General features: G+C 68.0%; 16 protein-coding genes and 1 tRNA gene. 6 read left to right on the forward strand and 11 right to left on the reverse strand.

Annotated features, from left to right (window positions below; translation table 11 throughout):
• The first annotated feature begins 40 nt into the window (after positions 1 to 40).
• The 5 genes from IEY58_RS18970 (at position 41) to IEY58_RS18990 (ending at position 4,421) form a co-directional block, all read left to right on the forward strand.
• On the forward strand, positions 41 to 1,069 hold the full coding sequence (locus tag IEY58_RS18970; RefSeq protein ID WP_189048650.1) for an amino acid ABC transporter substrate-binding protein: 1,029 nt from the start codon (positions 41 to 43) through the stop codon (positions 1,067 to 1,069).
• 105 nt (positions 1,070 to 1,174) lie between these two features.
• Positions 1,175 to 1,960: an enoyl-CoA hydratase gene (locus tag IEY58_RS18975; protein WP_189048651.1), complete on the forward strand. Its 786-nt coding sequence runs from the start codon at positions 1,175 to 1,177 to the stop codon at positions 1,958 to 1,960.
• A gap of 7 nt (positions 1,961 to 1,967) precedes the next feature.
• Positions 1,968 to 2,465, forward strand: coding sequence for a CoA-binding protein (locus IEY58_RS18980; RefSeq protein ID WP_308422442.1), 498 nt, complete (start codon positions 1,968 to 1,970; stop codon positions 2,463 to 2,465).
• Between the two features lie 128 nt (positions 2,466 to 2,593).
• Positions 2,594 to 3,007: a hypothetical protein gene (locus IEY58_RS18985; RefSeq protein ID WP_189048653.1), complete on the forward strand. Its 414-nt coding sequence runs from the start codon at positions 2,594 to 2,596 to the stop codon at positions 3,005 to 3,007.
• Between the two features lie 124 nt (positions 3,008 to 3,131).
• On the forward strand, positions 3,132 to 4,421 hold the full coding sequence (locus IEY58_RS18990; protein WP_189048655.1) for an O-acetylhomoserine aminocarboxypropyltransferase: 1,290 nt from the start codon (positions 3,132 to 3,134) through the stop codon (positions 4,419 to 4,421).
• A 149-nt stretch (positions 4,422 to 4,570) separates the two neighbouring features.
• Here the strand turns inward: IEY58_RS18990 and IEY58_RS18995 are convergent, their stop codons facing one another.
• The 5 genes from IEY58_RS18995 to IEY58_RS19015 form a co-directional block, all read right to left on the reverse strand.
• Positions 4,571 to 5,425, reverse strand: a complete 855-nt coding sequence (locus IEY58_RS18995; RefSeq protein WP_189048657.1) for a DMT family transporter — start codon at positions 5,423 to 5,425, stop codon at positions 4,571 to 4,573.
• 357 nt (positions 5,426 to 5,782) lie between these two features.
• Positions 5,783 to 7,078: a DUF3300 domain-containing protein gene (locus tag IEY58_RS19000; RefSeq protein WP_189048659.1), complete on the reverse strand. Its 1,296-nt coding sequence runs from the start codon at positions 7,076 to 7,078 to the stop codon at positions 5,783 to 5,785.
• Between the two features lie 140 nt (positions 7,079 to 7,218).
• The gene (gene putA, locus IEY58_RS19005) at positions 7,219 to 11,103 is read right to left on the reverse strand and encodes a trifunctional transcriptional regulator/proline dehydrogenase/L-glutamate gamma-semialdehyde dehydrogenase (RefSeq protein ID WP_189048661.1); all 3,885 of its coding nucleotides are present in this window, start codon (positions 11,101 to 11,103) and stop codon (positions 7,219 to 7,221) included.
• A 137-nt stretch (positions 11,104 to 11,240) separates the two neighbouring features.
• Positions 11,241 to 12,182: a cupin domain-containing protein gene (locus IEY58_RS19010; RefSeq protein ID WP_189048663.1), complete on the reverse strand. Its 942-nt coding sequence runs from the start codon at positions 12,180 to 12,182 to the stop codon at positions 11,241 to 11,243.
• A gap of 92 nt (positions 12,183 to 12,274) precedes the next feature.
• Positions 12,275 to 12,351, reverse strand: a tRNA-Pro gene (locus IEY58_RS19015).
• Positions 12,352 to 12,515: 164 nt separating this feature from the next.
• Between IEY58_RS19015 and IEY58_RS19020 the strand changes: the two genes are divergently transcribed.
• Positions 12,516 to 13,259, forward strand: a complete 744-nt coding sequence (locus IEY58_RS19020; protein WP_189048665.1) for a CPBP family intramembrane glutamic endopeptidase — start codon at positions 12,516 to 12,518, stop codon at positions 13,257 to 13,259.
• Between the two features lie 47 nt (positions 13,260 to 13,306).
• On the opposite strand, the gene IEY58_RS19025 is transcribed toward IEY58_RS19020, so the two are convergent.
• From IEY58_RS19025 to IEY58_RS19050, 6 genes are all read right to left on the reverse strand, one after another.
• Positions 13,307 to 13,801 carry a MerR family transcriptional regulator gene (locus tag IEY58_RS19025; protein ID WP_189048667.1) on the reverse strand — a complete coding sequence of 165 codons (495 nt, stop codon included), beginning with the start codon at positions 13,799 to 13,801 and terminating at the stop codon, positions 13,307 to 13,309.
• Positions 13,802 to 13,803: 2 nt separating this feature from the next.
• Positions 13,804 to 14,175, reverse strand: a complete 372-nt coding sequence (locus tag IEY58_RS19030) for an integration host factor subunit alpha (protein ID WP_268237586.1) — start codon at positions 14,173 to 14,175, stop codon at positions 13,804 to 13,806.
• 81 nt (positions 14,176 to 14,256) lie between these two features.
• Positions 14,257 to 15,219 carry a beta-ketoacyl-ACP synthase III gene (locus IEY58_RS19035; RefSeq protein ID WP_189048670.1) on the reverse strand — a complete coding sequence of 321 codons (963 nt, stop codon included), beginning with the start codon at positions 15,217 to 15,219 and terminating at the stop codon, positions 14,257 to 14,259.
• 29 nt (positions 15,220 to 15,248) lie between these two features.
• Entirely contained in the window at positions 15,249 to 16,295 is a 1,047-nt protein-coding gene (gene plsX / locus IEY58_RS19040; RefSeq protein ID WP_189048672.1) for a phosphate acyltransferase PlsX, read from the reverse strand.
• Between the two features lie 26 nt (positions 16,296 to 16,321).
• The gene (gene rpmF, locus IEY58_RS19045) at positions 16,322 to 16,504 is read right to left on the reverse strand and encodes a 50S ribosomal protein L32 (protein ID WP_189048674.1); all 183 of its coding nucleotides are present in this window, start codon (positions 16,502 to 16,504) and stop codon (positions 16,322 to 16,324) included.
• Between the two features lie 85 nt (positions 16,505 to 16,589).
• Positions 16,590 to 17,171: a YceD family protein gene (locus tag IEY58_RS19050; RefSeq protein WP_189048676.1), complete on the reverse strand. Its 582-nt coding sequence runs from the start codon at positions 17,169 to 17,171 to the stop codon at positions 16,590 to 16,592.
• Positions 17,172 to 17,232 lie beyond the last annotated feature (61 nt).

Here is a 17,232-nt window from a genome sequence, read left to right on the forward strand (position 1 = left end):
CGACCACAAGCCGACCAACTTAAGCCTGACAGGGGGCATCATGAGAAAATTGCTAGGGGGCGCGATCCTGGCGCTCGCAACCGTGGGCATCTTTGCCGCAGCCGAGCCGGCCGCGGCCGGCACGCTCGATGCGGTTCGCCAACGCGGCGAGCTGAAATGCGGCGTCAATACCGGCCTGCCCGGCTTCTCCTTTCTCGACAGCCAGGGCAAATGGCGCGGGCTCGACATCGACATGTGCGGCGCCGTCGCGGCCGCCGTGCTGGGCGACGCCGGCAAGGCCAGCTATACGCCGCTCACCGCCGCCACCCGCTTCACGGCGCTGCAGACCGGCGAGATCGACATGCTGGTGCGCAATTCGACCATCACGCTCCAGCGCGACACACAGCTGGGCCTGCAATATGCCGGCATCAACTTCTACGACGGCCAGGCGGTCGCCGTGACGAAGGCGGCCAAGGTGACCAAGATGGAGGAGCTCAAGGGCACCACCATCTGCATCGCCCAGGGCACGACGCACGAGCTGACGCTCGCCGACTGGTTCCGCGGCCACAAGCTCGACTACAAGCCCGTCGTGTTCGAGAACCAGGACCGCATGTACGAGGCGTTCTTCGCCGGCCGGTGCGACGCCATGACCCAGGACGCCTCGGCCTTGGCCGCCGCGATCACCTCGGTCTCGGGCCATCCGGACGATTACATGATCCTGCCGGAACGCATCTCGAAGGAACCGCTCGGGCCGTTCGTGCGCCACGGCGACGACCAGTGGCTCGACGTCGTGCGCTGGACCCTGATGGCGATGATCGAGGCCGAGGAACTGGGCGTGACCCAAACCAACGTCGACGAGAAGCTCAAGGATGCCGACCCGCGCATCCAGCGGCTCCTGGGCGTCTCGGAGGGCAACGGCAAGGCGCTCGGGCTCGACGAGAAATGGGCCTACAACGTCGTGAAGCAGATCGGCAATTACGGCGACAGCTACGAGCGCAACGTCGGCAAGGCGAGCGCGCTCAAGCTCGACCGCGGGCCGAACGGCCTCTGGACCGCCGGCGGGCTCATGTACGCGATCCCGCTGCGCTGATCCCTTTACACTGACGCATAAGGCCCGTGACCGGCGGTCTACTGGTCACGGGCCCGCCGTTGGGCCAAGATCGCGGTCTTACGAGACGGTGAACGAGGCCCCGGCATGGCCGATCCCTCCCCCCTCCTGCTGCGCGACGATGCCGACGGCATCGCCACCTTGACCCTGAACCGGCCCGATCAGCGCAACGCGCTCTCGACCGGGCTGATGACTGCGCTCGAACAGGCGCTCGACGCGATCGCCGAGGACTCGGCGGTCAAGGTCGTGATCCTGGCCGGCACCGGCCCCGCCTTCTCGGCCGGCCACGACCTGCGCGAGGTCCGCGCCGACCGGCGGCGCGAGGCTTACGAGGCGCTGTTCGCCCAATGCTCGCGCACGATGCTGAAGATCGTGCGGTTGCCGAAGCCGGTGATCGCACGCGTTCATGGCGTCGCCACCGCCGCCGGCTGCCAGCTGGTCGCGAGCTGCGACCTGGCGGTCGCGAGCGAGGCCGCGCGCTTCGCCACCCCCGGCGTCAACATCGGCCTGTTCTGCTCGACCCCGATGGTGGCCTTGAGCCGCAACGTCGCCCGCAAGCACGCCATGGAGATGCTGCTGACCGGCGACTTGATCCCGGCCGAGCGGGCACGCGAGATCGGGCTCGTCAACCGGGTGGTCCCGGCGGCCGAGCTCGAGGCCGCGACGCGCGAGCTTGCCCGGCAGATCGCGTCGAAGAGCCCGCTCACGCTTGCGATCGGCAAGGAGGCGTTCTACGCCCAAGCCGAGCTGGACCTGGAGGCCGCCTATGCCTATGCCAGCGAGGTGATGACGCGCAACATGCTGGCGCGCGACGCCGGCGAAGGCATCGACGCCTTCCTGGAGAAGCGTGCCCCCCAATGGACCGGCGAGTGACCCAAAAGTGAACCACGCCCCGATGAACCACGACAGCTATAGCGACGACTACCTGCGCGGCATCCTGCGGCGCACTAAGACGATCGCCATGGTCGGCGCCAGCCCCAACTGGAACCGGCCCAGCTATTTCGTGATGAAATACCTGCAGGCAAAGGGTTTCCGCGTCATCCCGGTCAATCCGCGTGCGGCGGGCGAGGAGATATTGGGCGAGCCGGTCGTGGCGACGCTCGCCGACGTCCCGGTGCCGGTCGACATGGTGGACGTGTTCCGGGCGAGCGACGCGGCCCCGGGCATCGTCGAGGACGCGATCAAGGTCGGCGCCAAGACCGTCTGGATGCAAATCGGCGTGCGCCATGATGCCGCCGCGGCCCGCGCCGAGGCTGCCGGGCTCGATGTGGTCATGAACCACTGCCCCAAGATCGAATATTCCCGGCTGTGCGGCGAGCTCGGCTGGAGCGGCGTCAATACCGGCATCCTGACCAGCCGGCGGCGCAAGGTCGTCTGACGCACCTCTTGCGCTGCAGCAAGGCAGACATGAGGCGATCGCCCATTGAAAACTGAACTCGGCATATGATTTGCTGCAGTGCAATATGAGGGTCCGCTGGTCGGACCAGCGCATTCGAGTGCTGCATCATGAGCAAAGAGAATTCCGGGTTCGCCGCCTTCTACGCCGCCTGTGCCGAACATCATGCCGAGATCAGCCAGACGACACGCGGCCTGCTGATCGGCGCCGCCATCGTGCTGGCCATGGTCGCCCTGCTGCTGCAGGCGCTGGTCGCCCACCCGCTGCCGCCGCTCACATCCGACCTCGTGGGCCAGGCTGCGTTCAACGGTTTCGAGCCGATGGCCGCACCGATGTCCCCGGCGGACAACCAGCCGACGGTCGACGCCAATGCGATCCTGATGGGCATGTTCCTCGCCGTCGGCGTCGTCACGGGCCTGTTCGCGAGCGTCGCCTTTCTGGTCGATTGCACGGCGCGCGTCGGGGCATTTGCCCATCGCTTGAGCACGGGCCGCAAGCTGCCCGAGGCCGAAGGCGGCGATTAGGCCACCTCACCCGGCCGGCGGGCCGGGGCGAATGAGCGCTATCCTTTGCAGACGAGCCGGGTAAACTCCCGGCTCGTTTCGCATTGAAGCGCCGCCCCGCAAACGCCGCCCCAAGGACCGCCCGATGAGCACGCCGCCCGCCTATGGCTTCGAAACGCTGGCCGTCCATGCCGGCACGCCGCCCGACCCCGCGACGGGTGCCCGCGCCATGCCGATCTACCAGACGACGGCCTATGTGTTCGACGACGTCGACCAGGCGGCGTCGCTATTCAACCTGCAGACCTACGGCTACATCTATTCGCGCCTCACCAACCCGACCGTAGCGGCGCTGGAAGAGCGCATGGCCAGCCTCGAGGGCGGGCGCGGCGCCATCTGCTGCGCATCGGGCCATGCGGCGCAGCTGCTCGCCTTCTTCGGCTTCATGACGCCCGGCGCCTCGTTCCTGGCCTCCAACCGGCTCTATGGCGGCTCGATCACCCAGTTCGGCCGCAGCTTCACCAAGTTCGGCTGGAAGGCGACTTTCGTCGACCAGACCGACCCGGAGAATTTCAAGCGCGCCCTCACCGAGGATTGCCGGGCGATCTTCGTCGAGAGCCTGGCCAACCCCGGCGGCGTCGTGACCGACCTGGAGGCGGTCGCCAAGATCGCCCATGACGCGGGCATCCTGTTCATCGTCGACAACACCATGGCCTCGCCCTACCTCTGCCGGCCGATCGAGTTCGGCGCCGACCTGGTCGTCCATTCGACGACCAAGTTCCTGGGCGGCCATGGCCAGGCCATGGGCGGCTGCGTCATCGATTCCGGCAAGTTCGACTGGTCGCAGAGCCCGAAATACGCGACCTTGGCCGAGCCGGAGCCGGCCTATCACGGGCTGCGCTTCCAGGAAACGTTCGGCGACCTCGCCTTCACCGTCCATGGCCATGCGGTGGGCCTGCGCGACCTCGGCCCGACCATGGCGCCGATGAACGCGTTCCTGACCCTGACCGGCATCGAGACCTTGGCGCTCCGCATGGACCGCTCCGTCGCCAACGCGCTCGCGGTCGCCCGCTATCTGGCGGAGCACCCGGCGATCGACTGGGTGTCCTATGCCGGCCTGCCCACGAGCCCCTATTACGCGCTCGCCCAGCGCTACATGCCGAAGGGTGCCGGCTCGGTCTTCACCATCGGCTTGAAGGGCGGCTATGCCGCCGGCGTCAAGCTGGTCGAGGGCGTCGAGCTGTTCTCCCACCTCGCCAACATCGGCGACAACAAGTCGCTAATCCTGCACCCGGCCTCGACCACGCATCGGCAATTGACCGAAGCCCAGCAGATCGCCGCCGGCGCCGGGCCGGAGGTCGTGCGCCTCTCGATCGGCATCGAGCGGCACGAGGACCTGATCCGCGACCTGGACCAGGCGCTGGCGAAGGCGGCCTAAACAACACCGCTCCCCTGTCCCTCCCCGTCATCCCCGCGAGAGGCGGGGATCCAGGGCGGCCGTAAAGGCTGCCGGCCCGTCGCTTGCTCTGGATTCCCGCCTTCGCGGGAATGACGAAAATGAGCGACGGCTGACGCGCGCGCAGGCGCCTAACTCGTCCGGAACACCAGCGCCAGCCCGGCAAGGATCGCCGCCATGCCGGCGAGCGCCAGCGGTGCCATGGGGTTGCCGAGGAACAGGTAGTCCATGGCCGCCGTGCCCGCCGGCACCAGGTAGAACAGGCTGGTGACGTTCACCAGGTTGCCGGCCCGGATCAGCCGATAGAACAGCAGCGTCGCCAGGACCGAGATCACGAGCCCGAGCCACAGGAGCGGGACCAGAAACGCGACCGAGACTTCGAACGTAAACGGCTCGAACGTCAGGCACGCGAGGCAGAGCGCCAGGCTCACGCCATATTGCAGCGGCAGCACGGCGCCGGGCGCCTCCCGGATGCCCTTCTGGAGGATGGCGCCGACCGTCATTGAGACGAGCGCCAGGAGCGCGAAGCCGATGCCGGCGAGCGACAGGCGGGCGAACCCGATGCCCTGATAGACGACCAGGACCAGCCCGCCGAGCGCCAGCATCAGGCCGGCAAGCCGCGCGGACGAGAAGCGCCGCTCGACCCAGAGCAGGGTCAGGATCGGCTGGACGCCCAGCAATGTGGCCAGGACGCCGGGCTTCACGCCGTGGGCCAGCGCCTGGAAATAACAGATTGAATAGCAGCCGATCAGCAAGGAGCCGGTGAGCGCCACGCGGCCACGCATCCCCGCCGCCGGCAGCCATTGCCTACGCATGAGCCCATGGCCCGAGAGCACGCTGCCGGCGAGCGCAAAACGCAGGATCAGGAACGCGATCGGCGTCGCATGGGCGAGGCCGAGCTTGGAGAAGATGGCCCCGCTGCTCCACAGCAGCACGAAAAGGGTCGTCGACCCGGAGGCAACCAAGGCTGCCCTGTCGAATTTCATCGGATTTCCCCTGTCGGGAGGATGCACGCGCCTGCAGCGCCCGCCGCATCAAGCGGCAGGTCGGATCATGACTGGAGGCGTGGTGGGTTTGCCGAAGCTCAGACGAGCGGCGGCGGAGGCGCGACAGGGGGCGGTGCGGACGCGCGCGCGAACGAGGCGACCATGACGGCGAAAGCAGCAGCGCGCGCGGAGGGGATCATGATGGAGCCAATCGTTCGGAACGAGAGCGAGTGTCGGGCGAGGCTGGCAGGCTGTCAACCTGGATCAGCCACCCTCACCCTGTCGCAAGCCGGAGAGAGTCGCTCAGCCTGCCCGATCGTCCTCATACGGGCTGAAGCGGTTCGGCCGTCGACGCGATCATCGCGCGAAGCCGCCGCGCGCACCCATGCCAAGCGCCATTCCGGAGCCCACCCCCATGGGCATCCCACCGGATGGCGCGTGGCTCACGGCGGGCGGCCGCGGGGCGAAACTGGCCGGTGGTGGCGCGAAGTTGTGGGCCGGCGACGGACGACCCTCGGTCGCGCGCGGCTGCGCCAGCGTCGCGGGTGCGTGCACCAGCGGCGTGGGGCGCACCGGCATGTGCCGGATGATGGCCACATGCGGCGCCGGATCCGGCCGGCTCGCGCCAGGCCGCATCACGAGGGGCCGGGCGACAACCGAGGGAGCGACGGCCGAAGGGGCAAGGGCGTGGAAGTCGCGAACCCGCTCGGGGGTCCCCACACCCGTTGAGCGAAGGCGTGCTGGCGCCCGTGGGTCGCCCGTGCCGGCCCGCAGCGACGGGTCGTGGGACCAGAATTCCGCCCGATTCTCGAAGTTATGGTGAGGGTGGAGCCGCTCGAAGCGGTCGTGATCGATGCGGATATGGTGACGGCGCCAGTCGAAATCGCACCATAGCCAGAGCGGCTCGACCACCACGACAGCGTCGCCGAAGAACAAGCCGTCGCCCTCGAGCGGGCCGTAGTCATAGTCGGGCACCGGGAAATAGGCCGGCGGATAGTCGGCATCCAGCCACGGACCGTAGATCAGGCGCGGATCATAGGCCGGCACATAGACCCTCTCGGGATTGCTCGGCATGATCGAAATGGCCGTCCCGTCATTGGCCACCATCTGCTGGGCCGTCGAGGGCAGGTGCCCCGTCGCCTGGGCCTCCCGGCGCAGACGCTGGACCGCGTCCATGACTTTCGCTTGCTGCGCCAGGAAGGCGTCGCCAAGCTGCTCCGTCCAGTCGAGCTGGCGATCCATCATCGCCAGGATCTGCGGGAACGCGGTCAGCGACTTGACGCTCGGGTCCCAGTCCTTGTCCTGCAGTGCCGCCGTCAATTGATCGCCCTTGAGTGCGGCGTTGCGCGGATCCGCGACCCAGCGGTCGGCCTCGACGACTTGGAGCGGATAGGTCGAGGCGGCTAGAATGTCGGCGAGCAGCGGGTCCGGGTAGAGCGCCACCGGCGCCACCAGCCCGTCAAGCTGCGGCGCCGCGTAGGCCGGCGCCCCATCGGCTTGATCTTCTTGCGGGGGAGCGGCGGCGGCCATATCGGCGGGCGCCTCGGCCACCGCTTCTGCAGCATCCTGCGCGCGCGGAGCGACTGTCGGCGCCGACATCGCCAGGACCAGGACGATAGCGCTGGTCACGGCACCGAGGGGACCTGTCTTCATGACTGGCCTTCACACGGGACAAGTGAACCATCATGAAGTGGGTCGGGCCGCCCTCATGCGCAACGGCGGCCCGACCGGAAACGAGCGACAAGAAGGCGCAGCGCCCATCGCGTCCCTTCCCCGCGCCTTGGGAGACGCCCCTACCCGATCGTCATCAGGCTCGCATTGCCGCCGGCGGCGGCCGTGTTCGTGCTGATCGAGCGTTCGGCGACCAGCCATTCGAGCGGGTAGTCCTCGATGCCGTCGGCCAAGGCCGCGCGGTCGACGCCGTAGACAGGCACGATCGGGCCGGCCAAGGCCGCTGCCTGCTGGTTCACCGCCTTGAGCGCGTCGCTGTCGCCCTCGAACAGCACGGCCGCGACATGACCGGCCCGGATCCAGTCGTCGGCCGTCGCGATCCAGCCCTTCAGCTCCTTCGGCAGCTTGGCCAGGAGTGCCGGCAACGCCGGCACCGCCTGGATGAGCGCCTTGTTGCCGGTCGCAAGCGCCGCGCCGACCTGCAGCAGCAGGCCCGTCTCGGTCTGGGCGAGGCAGGCGACGGTGCCGCGCGACTGGATCACATAGGTGTTGCGTTCGCCGACCGGCCCCGGCAGCTCCACGACTGCCCCGGCGAGCGAGATCGCCCGGTAGCGCCCGACCCGGGCGGCCTCCCGGGCGCGCCCCTCGGCCGCGAGCCAGGCCTGGTAGCTTTCCGCCACGGCCGGGGGTGCGCCGGCAACGCCATCGAGCGCCTCGGCAGGACGCGCCGCAAGCAGCCGCGACAGATAGAGCGGGCCGCCGGCCTTGGGGCCCGTGCCCGAGAGCCCGTGGCCGCCAAATGGCTGCACGCCCACGACCGCACCGATCAGGTTGCGGTTCACGTAAATGTTACCGGCGCCGACCCGCTCGGTGACGCGCACGATCGTCTCGTCGATGCGCGTGTGAACGCCGAAGGTGAGCCCATAGCCGGACGCGTTGATCTCGTCGATCAGCTGATCGAGCTTTTCCCGCCGATAGCGCAGCACATGGAGCACGGGGCCGAACACCTCGCGCTTCAGCTCCGCCATGCCGTCGATCTCGATCAAGGTCGGGGCCACGAACGTGCCGTGCTTGGCCGAGGCCGGCAGCGCCAGTTCCTCGACGCGGCGGCCCTTCGCCTTCATGGCCGCGACATGCTTGTCGATGCCTATCTTGGCCTCGGCCGTGATGACCGGGCCGACATCGGTCGCGAGCCGGTCCGGGTTGCCCACGGCCAGCTCCGCCATGGCGCCCTTGAGCATGGTCAGCACACGGTCCGCCGCCTCTTCCTGCAAGCAGAGCACGCGCAACGCCGAGCAGCGCTGGCCGGCCGAATCGAAGGCGGACGTCAGCACGTCGCCCACCACCTGTTCCGGCAGTGCCGAGGAATCGACGATGAGCGCGTTCTGGCCGCCGGTTTCGGCGATGAGCGGGATCGGCTTGCCGTCGGGGTTGAGCCGCCCGGCGAGCGTCTTCTGGATGAGGCGCGCCACCTCGGTCGAGCCGGTGAACATGACGGCCCGGCCGCGTGGGTCGGCGACGAGCCGGGCCCCCACATCGCCGGCACCGGGCAGCAGCTGCACCGCACCCTCCGGCACGCCCGCCTCACGCAGCAGCTGGACCGCGGCCGCGGCGATGAGCGGCGTCTCCTCAGCCGGCTTCGCCAGCACCGGGTTGCCGGCCGCGAGGGCGGCCGCGACCTGGCCCGTGAAGATCGCGAGCGGGAAGTTCCACGGGCTGATGCAGACCACGGGCCCGAGCGGCCGGTGGCTGTCGTTCGAGAACGCCTGCTCGACCCGCGCCGCGTAATAGCGCAGGAAATCGACCGCCTCGCGCACCTCGGCGATCGCGTTCGGCAGCGACTTGCCGGCCTCGCGCACGATCAGGCCGAGGAGCTGCGGCATGCGCGCCTCCATGACGTCGGCCGCGCGCTTCAGGCAGCCGGCGCGCTCGTCGGGCGGTGTGGCGGCCCAGATCGGCGCCGCGCCGACCGCATGGCCCATGGCGGCATCGACCTGCTCCGGCGAGGCGTCGATCACCATGCCGACCAGGTCGCGATGGTTGGCCGGGTTGCGCACCTCGCGCGCCGGCCCGTCCTGCGGGCCGTCGGCCAAGAGCGGCATCGCGCGATAGGCCGTGTCGGCGCTCGCGAGCAGCGCCGCCGAAAGTGAGGCGAGCCGCTGCTCGTTCGAGAGATCGAGGCCCGCGGAATTCGGCCGCTCGCCATCGAACAGATCGCGCGGCAGGGAGATCTTGGCGTGAGTGGATCCCACCGGCTCGACCGCCTTCGCAAGCTCGACCGGATCGGCGATCAGCTCGTCGATCGAGACATGCTCGTCGGCGATGCGGTTCACGAACGAGGTGTTGGCGCCGTTCTCGAGCAGGCGTCGGACGAGATAGGCCAGCAGCGTCTCGTGCGTGCCGACCGGTGCATAGATGCGGCACGGCCGATTGAGCTTGTCCTTGCCGACGACCTCTTCATAGAGCGGCTCGCCCATGCCGTGCAGGCACTGGAATTCATACTGGCCGGCGTAATAGTTGCCGCCGGCCATGGCGTGGATGGTCGCGAGCGTGTGGCCGTTGTGGGTCGCGAACTGCGGAAAGACCGCGTCCGGCACCGCCAGGAGCTTCTTGGCGCAGGCGAGATACGAGACGTCCGTGTGGATCTTGCGCGTATAGACCGGGAAGCCCTCGAGCCCGTCCATCTGCGCCCGCTTGATCTCGCTGTCCCAATAGGCGCCCTTGACGAGCCGGACCATCAGGCGATGGCCGCTGCGTCGCGCCAGATCGATCACATAGTCGAGCACGAAGGGCGCCCGCTTCTGATAGGCCTGGACGACGAAGCCGATGCCGTTCCAGCCGGCAAGCTCCGGGGCGAAGCAGAGCGCTTCGAGCAAGTCGAGCGACAGCTCGAGCCGGTCCGCCTCCTCCGCATCGATGTTGATGCCGATATCATAGCCGCGCGCGAGCACGACGAGCGCCTTCAAGCGTGGCAGCAACTCGCCCATGACCCGGTCCTGCTGGGCGCGCGAATAGCGTGGGTGCAGCGCCGACAGCTTGATCGAGATGCCCGGCCCCTCGTAGATGCCGCGCCGCGCCGCCGCCTTGCCGATCGCGTGGATCGCCTGCTCGTAGTCGGCATAGTAGCGGTCGGCGTCGCGCGCCGTCGTCGCGGCCTCGCCCAGCATGTCGTAGGAATAGCGGAAGCCCCGGGATTCGAGCTTGCGGCTGTTGGCCAACGCCTCCGAGATGGTCTGGCCGGTCACGAACTGCTCGCCCATCATGCGCATGGCGATGTCGACGCCCTTGCGGATCAAGGGCTCGCCACCCTTGCCGATGAGGCGTGTGAGTGCCGAGGACAAGCCCGACTCGCTCGACGTGGTCGTGAGCCGGCCGGTCACGACCAGGCCCCAGGTCGCGGCGTTGACGAACAGCGACGGGCTGTTGCCGACATGGGACTGCCAGTCGCCGACGCTGATCTTGTCGCGGATGAGCGCGTCGCGCGTCGCCCGGTCGGGGATGCGCAACAGCGCCTCCGCCAGGCACATGAGGGCGACGCCCTCCTGGCTCGACAGCGAATATTCGTGGATCAGCCCCTCGACGCCGCCGCCGCGACGCTTGGTACGCAGCGCCTCGACCAGCTGGCGGGCAATCCGGCGCGCCTGCTCGGTCACAGCCGGCGGCTGCGCCGCCTCCGTCAGCAGCAGCGGCAGGCACTCCGTCTCCGGCCGGCGATAGGCGGCGGTTATCTTGGCACGGAGCACAGTCTGCGGCTGGACCGTCTGGGCGAACTCCAGGAACGGCTGCTGGCTTCCCGGCTCCTGATCGACGAGGCCGTCGAGCGCGTCTGGCGTTGCCGCCTCGCCGATCAGGCTCGAAAGATCCTCGCCGCGCTCAACACGCTCCAGCGTCGTAACGATTGATTGCTTGATCAGCCAATGGGGCGTGCGGCCCAGGCGCTCCGCAGCCTTGCGCAGCCGGTTGCGCAGCTCGTCGTCCAGTTTCACGCCGATCGTCGTCGTCGCCATGCGTCAGGCCTCGTGCGAGATGGGCGCGCAGCAGGCGCAACCCGATCCCGCAAAGTAGCGCAACCCGCCGCCAATGAAAAGGCGCAACCCGCGAGGCTTCACTCTACGGCGTCATGGCCGGGCTTGACGAAGAAGAGTTAAACACCCGCCGGATAGCACGACACTTCGACCAAGTTCTGGTCGGGGTCGCGGAAATAGACCGATTGCATAGGCCCAAGCGCGCCGTTGCGCTCGACCGGCCCGAGCTCGATCGGCACGCCGGCCGCGGCGAGCCGGGCTTCGATTTCGGAGAGCGGCCCATCGGCGATGAGGCAGAAGTCGCCACTGCCCGGCGTCGGATGGAGCGCCCGCGGTGAGAATTCCCGGCCGCGTTGGTGCAGGTTGATCTTGTGCCGGCCGAAATGCAGGGCATGGCGGCCGTTCTCGCTCACGACCCGCATGCCAAGCGCGGCGGTATAGAACGCGCAGGTCTTCTCGATGTCGGCGACGGTCAGGACGAAATGGTCGACCCGGTTGATCACGTCGTGTTCAACCCGGTTGATCACATCGCGTTCAACCCGGCCGATCGTATCGTCGACGACCTTGCGCGTGCCGGGGCGCGGGATGCCGTCATGCGACCCCATCGGCCGGGCCGGCGCGTCGGTCCAGACGTCGCTGCGCAGCGCCTCCTGCGCCGGATTGAGCGGATAGCGGATGCGGTTCTCCGCCTTCGCCACCTCGCCCACGACCAGGAGCCGCACGTCGCGATTGGTGTTGTTGAGGAATGTGTGCGCTTGGCCCGTGCCGGCCGGGAAGCCCACGGCGTCACCAGGTTCAAGCGGGTAGAGCACGCCGTCGAGCCAGACGTCGGGATGGCCCTCGATCACATAGACGAACTCCTCCTCCGCACTCTCGGCGTGCGGAAAGGAGGTGCGTCGCCCAGGCGGGACCAGCTCATGATGGATGCCGATCCGGGTCAGGCCCAGCCGTCGGCCGAACGGGCTGCCGATGCTGAGCAGCTCGTCGCTCGTCTCGTAGCGGGAATTATCCGGATTCTGGATCTCGGAATAATGGCGGATGCAGGGAGGGCGCTCGGTCATGCGGGCGATGATCGCGCCAAAGCGCGCCGCCGCCAAGAGCGGGAACGAAAGAAATCAGAAGGAAGGCCCGGAGGGCTCATTGGGGTTTTCGGTGGTCGGGCAAGCGGGATTCGAACCCACGACCCCCAGTCCCCCAGACTGATGCGCTACCAGACTGCGCTATTGCCCGACGCGACCGAAGAACCCAGCCAATCATAAGGACCGGCCGTGCCGGGGCGTTCCCGGCGGAGCGGAATATAGGAGGCGCCGGGCAGCCGATGCAACCCGCATCTTTTCGCGAGCCCGTGGGACCGCTATGCAGAAGGCGGATGCGCCATGGGTTGGAGAGCGGGTGTGAGGCAGATCGGTCTGGCAGCGGGTACGGCGCTCCTCATCGTGGTGTGGGAGCTGGCGGTCCAGGCGATCATCCTTGCTGTCGGCTGGCAGCCGGGCGAGCTGGCACTCTATGCCAGCGACAAGGTGGGCTTCGCGCTGCTCCTGGCGCTGGCGCTTACGATCGCCCGGCACTGGCGGACGAGCGGCTTCATGGGCCCTCTTGCAATCAGCCGCTGGTGGCTGCTCTGGCCGATCTGGTTCGATGCGGCAGTGCCGCTGACCCAGGGGCTGGCCGAGGACAGCCCGCGCTATCTCGCCGGCTGGGCCGCCGTCAGCCTGGCGGTGGGATTCGGCGAGGAAGGCCTGTTCCGCGGCGTTCTCATGCCCCAGCTCGGCCTCGACCGGCCGCGGCGGGCGATCATCGTCTCCTCCGTGCTGTTCGGCGCCATCCATCTGGCCGGCCTTCTGTCGCCGATCGATAGCCGCCTGGTGCTGGCCCAGGCGGCAAGCGTGGTCGGGCTGGGCCTGATCCTGGGCGCGGTGCGCATCCGCACCCGCTCGCTCTGGCCCTGTATGATCGTGCACGCGGTGCTCGATTTCTGCGGTATCGCGTCCGGCGGCGGTGTCGTCGAGGCGATGCAATATTCCGACGAGGCGCTCTTTTCCATGCTCGGTGCCGGCGCCGTGGCCTTCGCCTGGGGCAGCCTGCTGTGCTGGCGCCTGCCGCCGTCCTCGGCGTTCACCAGACCTGCGACGGCTTGAGCCCGCCTGTGGCGTCACGGCTTGGCGTCATGGTCGCCGCCGGCTCATCAGCGCGAGGTGAGCAACGCCTTCAACGCTTCGAGCTCGACCAGGAGATCGCCCAGCACCTCGCGCGTCGTCGCGTCGAGCGCGCGGCGTCGGCTGGGCGGCTTCGCCGCCGGCGCCGGCTCTTCCGGAGGGGGAAGCTCGGCATCGAGTTCCTCGAGGCCGAGCGGGAGTGCCATCTCCTCATAGGCCGGTGCCGCACCGCCCTTGAGCGCGCCTTCGCGCAGCAAGCGTTGAACGCCCTTGATGGTGTAGCCCTCCTGATAGAGCAGGCGCGCGACCCGGCGCAGCAGCTCGACATCTTCCGGACGGTAATAGCGCCGCCCGCCGCCGCGCTTCAACGGGCGGATCTGCGGAAACTTCGTCTCCCAGAAACGCAGCACATGCTGCGGCACGTCGAGCTCGTCGGCGACCTCGCTGATCGTGCGAAACGCGGTTGCCGACTTGACCACCCGGCGCGACGGCTCGCCGCCGTCGTTGCGCACGGGATCGGACATGGTCAGCCCTTCCGGCCCGGCTTGCCGGTGGTCTTGCCGAGCGTGGTGTTGATCTGGTCCTTGAGCACGTGGCTCGCGCGGAACACCAGCACCTGGCGCGGCTCGATCGGCACTTCCTCGCCGGTCTTCGGGTTGCGTCCGACCCGTTCGCCCTTTTGGCGCACGGCAAAGCTGCCGAAGGAAGAAATCTTGACCATCTCGCCGCGCGACAGCGCGTTCGAGATCTCGCCCAGAACGGTCTCGACCAGATCGGCCGACTCGTTCCGCGACAAACCGACCTCCTGGTAGACAGCCTCACTCAGTTGGGCACGCGTGACGGTACCGCCGGTCATGGCTCGAGCCCTCCAGACGTTGTCCGAAGCCGAAAGCCTAATGACGAAACCGTTCAAGGTCAAAGATATAGCGGTGAGATTTTCGAGTCGCCGCAGGTTCCGGCCGGCGGGCCCAGGCCGGCCTCACCAGCGGACGAGCGCCGAACCCCAGGTGAAGCCGCCACCCATCGCCTCGAGCAGCACGAGGTCGCCGCGCTTGATCCGGCCGTCGTGGACGGCCTCGGCCAGCGCCAGCGGGATCGAGGCGGCCGAGGTGTTGGCATGCCGGTCGACGGTCACGACAACCTGGCGGGGATCGAGCGCCAGCTTCTTGCCGACGCCGTCGATAATGCGCTTGTTGGCCTGGTGCGGCACCAGCCAGTCGATGTCGCGCGCGGTCAGCTTCTGCGCGGCCAGCGCCTCGTCGACCACTTCCGCCAGCCGCTGCACCGCATGGACGAAGACCTTGCGGCCCTCCATGCGCAGATGGCCGACCGTGCCGGTCGAGGACGGGCCGCCGTCGACATGGAGCAGCTCGTAATGCTCGCCCTCGGAATGGAGATGGGTCGAAAGAATGCCGCGCTCGGCCGTTTCCTCACCGCGCAGCACAACGGCGCCGGCGCCGTCGCCGAACAGGACGCAGGTCTGCCGGTCGTTCCAGTCGAGGATGCGCGAGAAGGTCTCGGCGCCGATGACGAGCGCGGTCTTCGCCTGGCCCGTCTTGATGAAACTGTCGGCAACGCCCAGCGCATAGACGAAGCCGGAGCAGACCGCCTGCACGTCGAAGGCGAAGCCGCGCTTCATGCCGAGCTTATGCTGGACCTTGGTCGCCGTCGCCGGGAAGGTGTTGTCGGGCGTCGCAGTCGCGACGATGACGAGATCGAGCTCGTCGACGGTGATCCCGGCATGGCCGATCGCCTTGCGCGCGGCAGCGAGCGCCAGGTCGGAGGTGAACTCGCCCTCGGCCGCGACATGGCGCTGCCGGATGCCCGTGCGCTGGACGATCCATTCGTCGGAGGTATCGACCTTCGCCGCCAGTTCCTCGTTGGTGACGATGCGTGACGGCAGATAGGCGCCGCAACCGAGAACGACGGAACGAAGGGGCATGATCTCTCGGGGCTGGACGAGCTCGGACATTAAACGGTTGCGGTCTGCGGCGGGGCCAACGGCCCGCGCAGCACGGCCAATTCTTCACGGATCTGGTCGAGGAAGCCGTTCACCTGAAGGTCGACCGCCACGCCGATCGCGTTGGCGAAGCCGACCGCGTCGGATCCGCCGTGACTCTTGACCACGATGCCGTTCAAGCCGAGCAGCATGGCGCCATTATAGCGCCGGGGATCGAGCTGATCCCGCATCTTGTTGAGGGCCGGCCGGGCGAACAGATAGCCGATCTGCGCCAGGAGCGAGCTCTTGAAGGCCGAGCGGGTGAAGTTCGAGAACAGCTTGACCACGCCCTCCATGGCCTTGAGCGCGATATTGCCGCTGAAGCCGTCGGTCACGATCACGTCGACCGTGCCGGCCGCGATGTCGTTGCCCTCGACGAAGCCATGATAGGTGATGCCGGGGATGCCTTCCTTGAGGCGGAGGGCCGCCTCGCGCACCGCGTCGTTGCCCTTCATCTCTTCCGAGCCGACGTTGAGCAAGCCGATGGTCGGCTTGACCAGGCCCAGCACCGCGCGCGCGAACGCATCGCCCATGAGCGCGAACTGGACGAGGTTCTCCGCGTCGCACTCGACGTTGGCGCCGAGGTCCAAGAGAACCGTCTCGCCGCGCATGGTCGGCAGGAACTGCGCGATCGCCGGACGCTCGATGCCCGGCATCGTCTTCAGCACCATCTTGGCCATGACCATGAGGGCGCCGGTATTGCCGGCCGAGACGATGCAGTCGGCCTTGCCTTCGGCCACGGCGTCGATCGCAAGGCGCATGCTCGAGCGGCGGCCGGCCCTGAGCGCCGCCGCCGGCTTCGCATCGCCGGTAATGACGTCTTCCGCATGCATGACCGTCGACGCGGCACGCACCCGCGGCAGCTTCTCCAGCAGCGGGTTGATGCGCAGCTCATCGCCGAAAAGCAGGAAGCGAACCTGCGGAAATCGCACCAGCGCGATCTCCGCCCCTTTCAACACCATGTCCGGCGCTCGATCGCCGCCCATGACGTCCAGAGCGATGGTGAGTTCCTTGCTCAAGACAGAAGGACCGGCGTCAAGCCCGATCAGACTGCTTCGGCAGCGGTAACTTCACGACCGTCGTACTGGCCGCACGAGCCGCAGACATGGTGCGGGCGCTTCAGCTCGCCGCAGTTGGAGCACTCGGCGTAGCTGTTGGCAGCGAGCGCATGATGCGAGCGGCGCATGTTGCGACGCGACTTGGAGGTCTTTTTCTTCGGAACGGCCATCGTAACGAACTCGTAAAGTTAAGGGCTCCGCCGGCAGGCCGGCGGTATCTATACAAAAACGCCTATCCCCGCAACCGCGGAAACATCAGCTCTGCTTCTTGAGCGCCGCCAAGACATCGAAGGGATTGCGTCGTCCCGTCGAGGCACCGGGTTCATCGTCTTCGTCCATGGCCTCGGCCGATGGCACAGAAGATTGGGCGCCCACGGACCTTGGGTAGGGATCCATGGCGACCGACAATTGTTGCGCGACGGCCTCACCGATGTCAATCGAGTCACCTATGAGCGGCTCGATGATCTCGTCTTCCGGATTGTCGAGGGCCATCTGGTCCGCCGTCGCCTCGTCGATGTCGGCGCGGTAGATGAGCGTGAAGCGGTCGACGACCCGGCCCGGCACCGGCTCGTTGGTGACGACGCAGGCCTGGACCAGGTCCGCGGCGATCTCGCCCTCGAGGCGGATCGCCTCGCCGGCCTCGCGCTTCAGCGTCACGGTCGCCTCGAACCGATCGAGCGAAATCAGGTCGAATCGTTGCGCCAGGGCCGCCCGCTCGGCCGCGTTCGCCGCCAGCCGATAGGTTGCGGACTTGGTGCCGAGCCGGGCCGTCGAGACCAGGTGAGAGAACTCCGGCGCGGATTCCGGCGAAGATGGGGGATGGTCGGCGGCAGGCATGGCGCGCTCTCGAAGTCTACTGTCGTCGAAATGGAACCCTATAGATCGTGCGTCGCGGCGC

The sequence above is a fragment of the Aliidongia dinghuensis genome (genome assembly GCF_014643535.1).
Lineage (GTDB): Bacteria > Pseudomonadota > Alphaproteobacteria > ATCC43930 > CGMCC-115725 > Aliidongia > Aliidongia dinghuensis.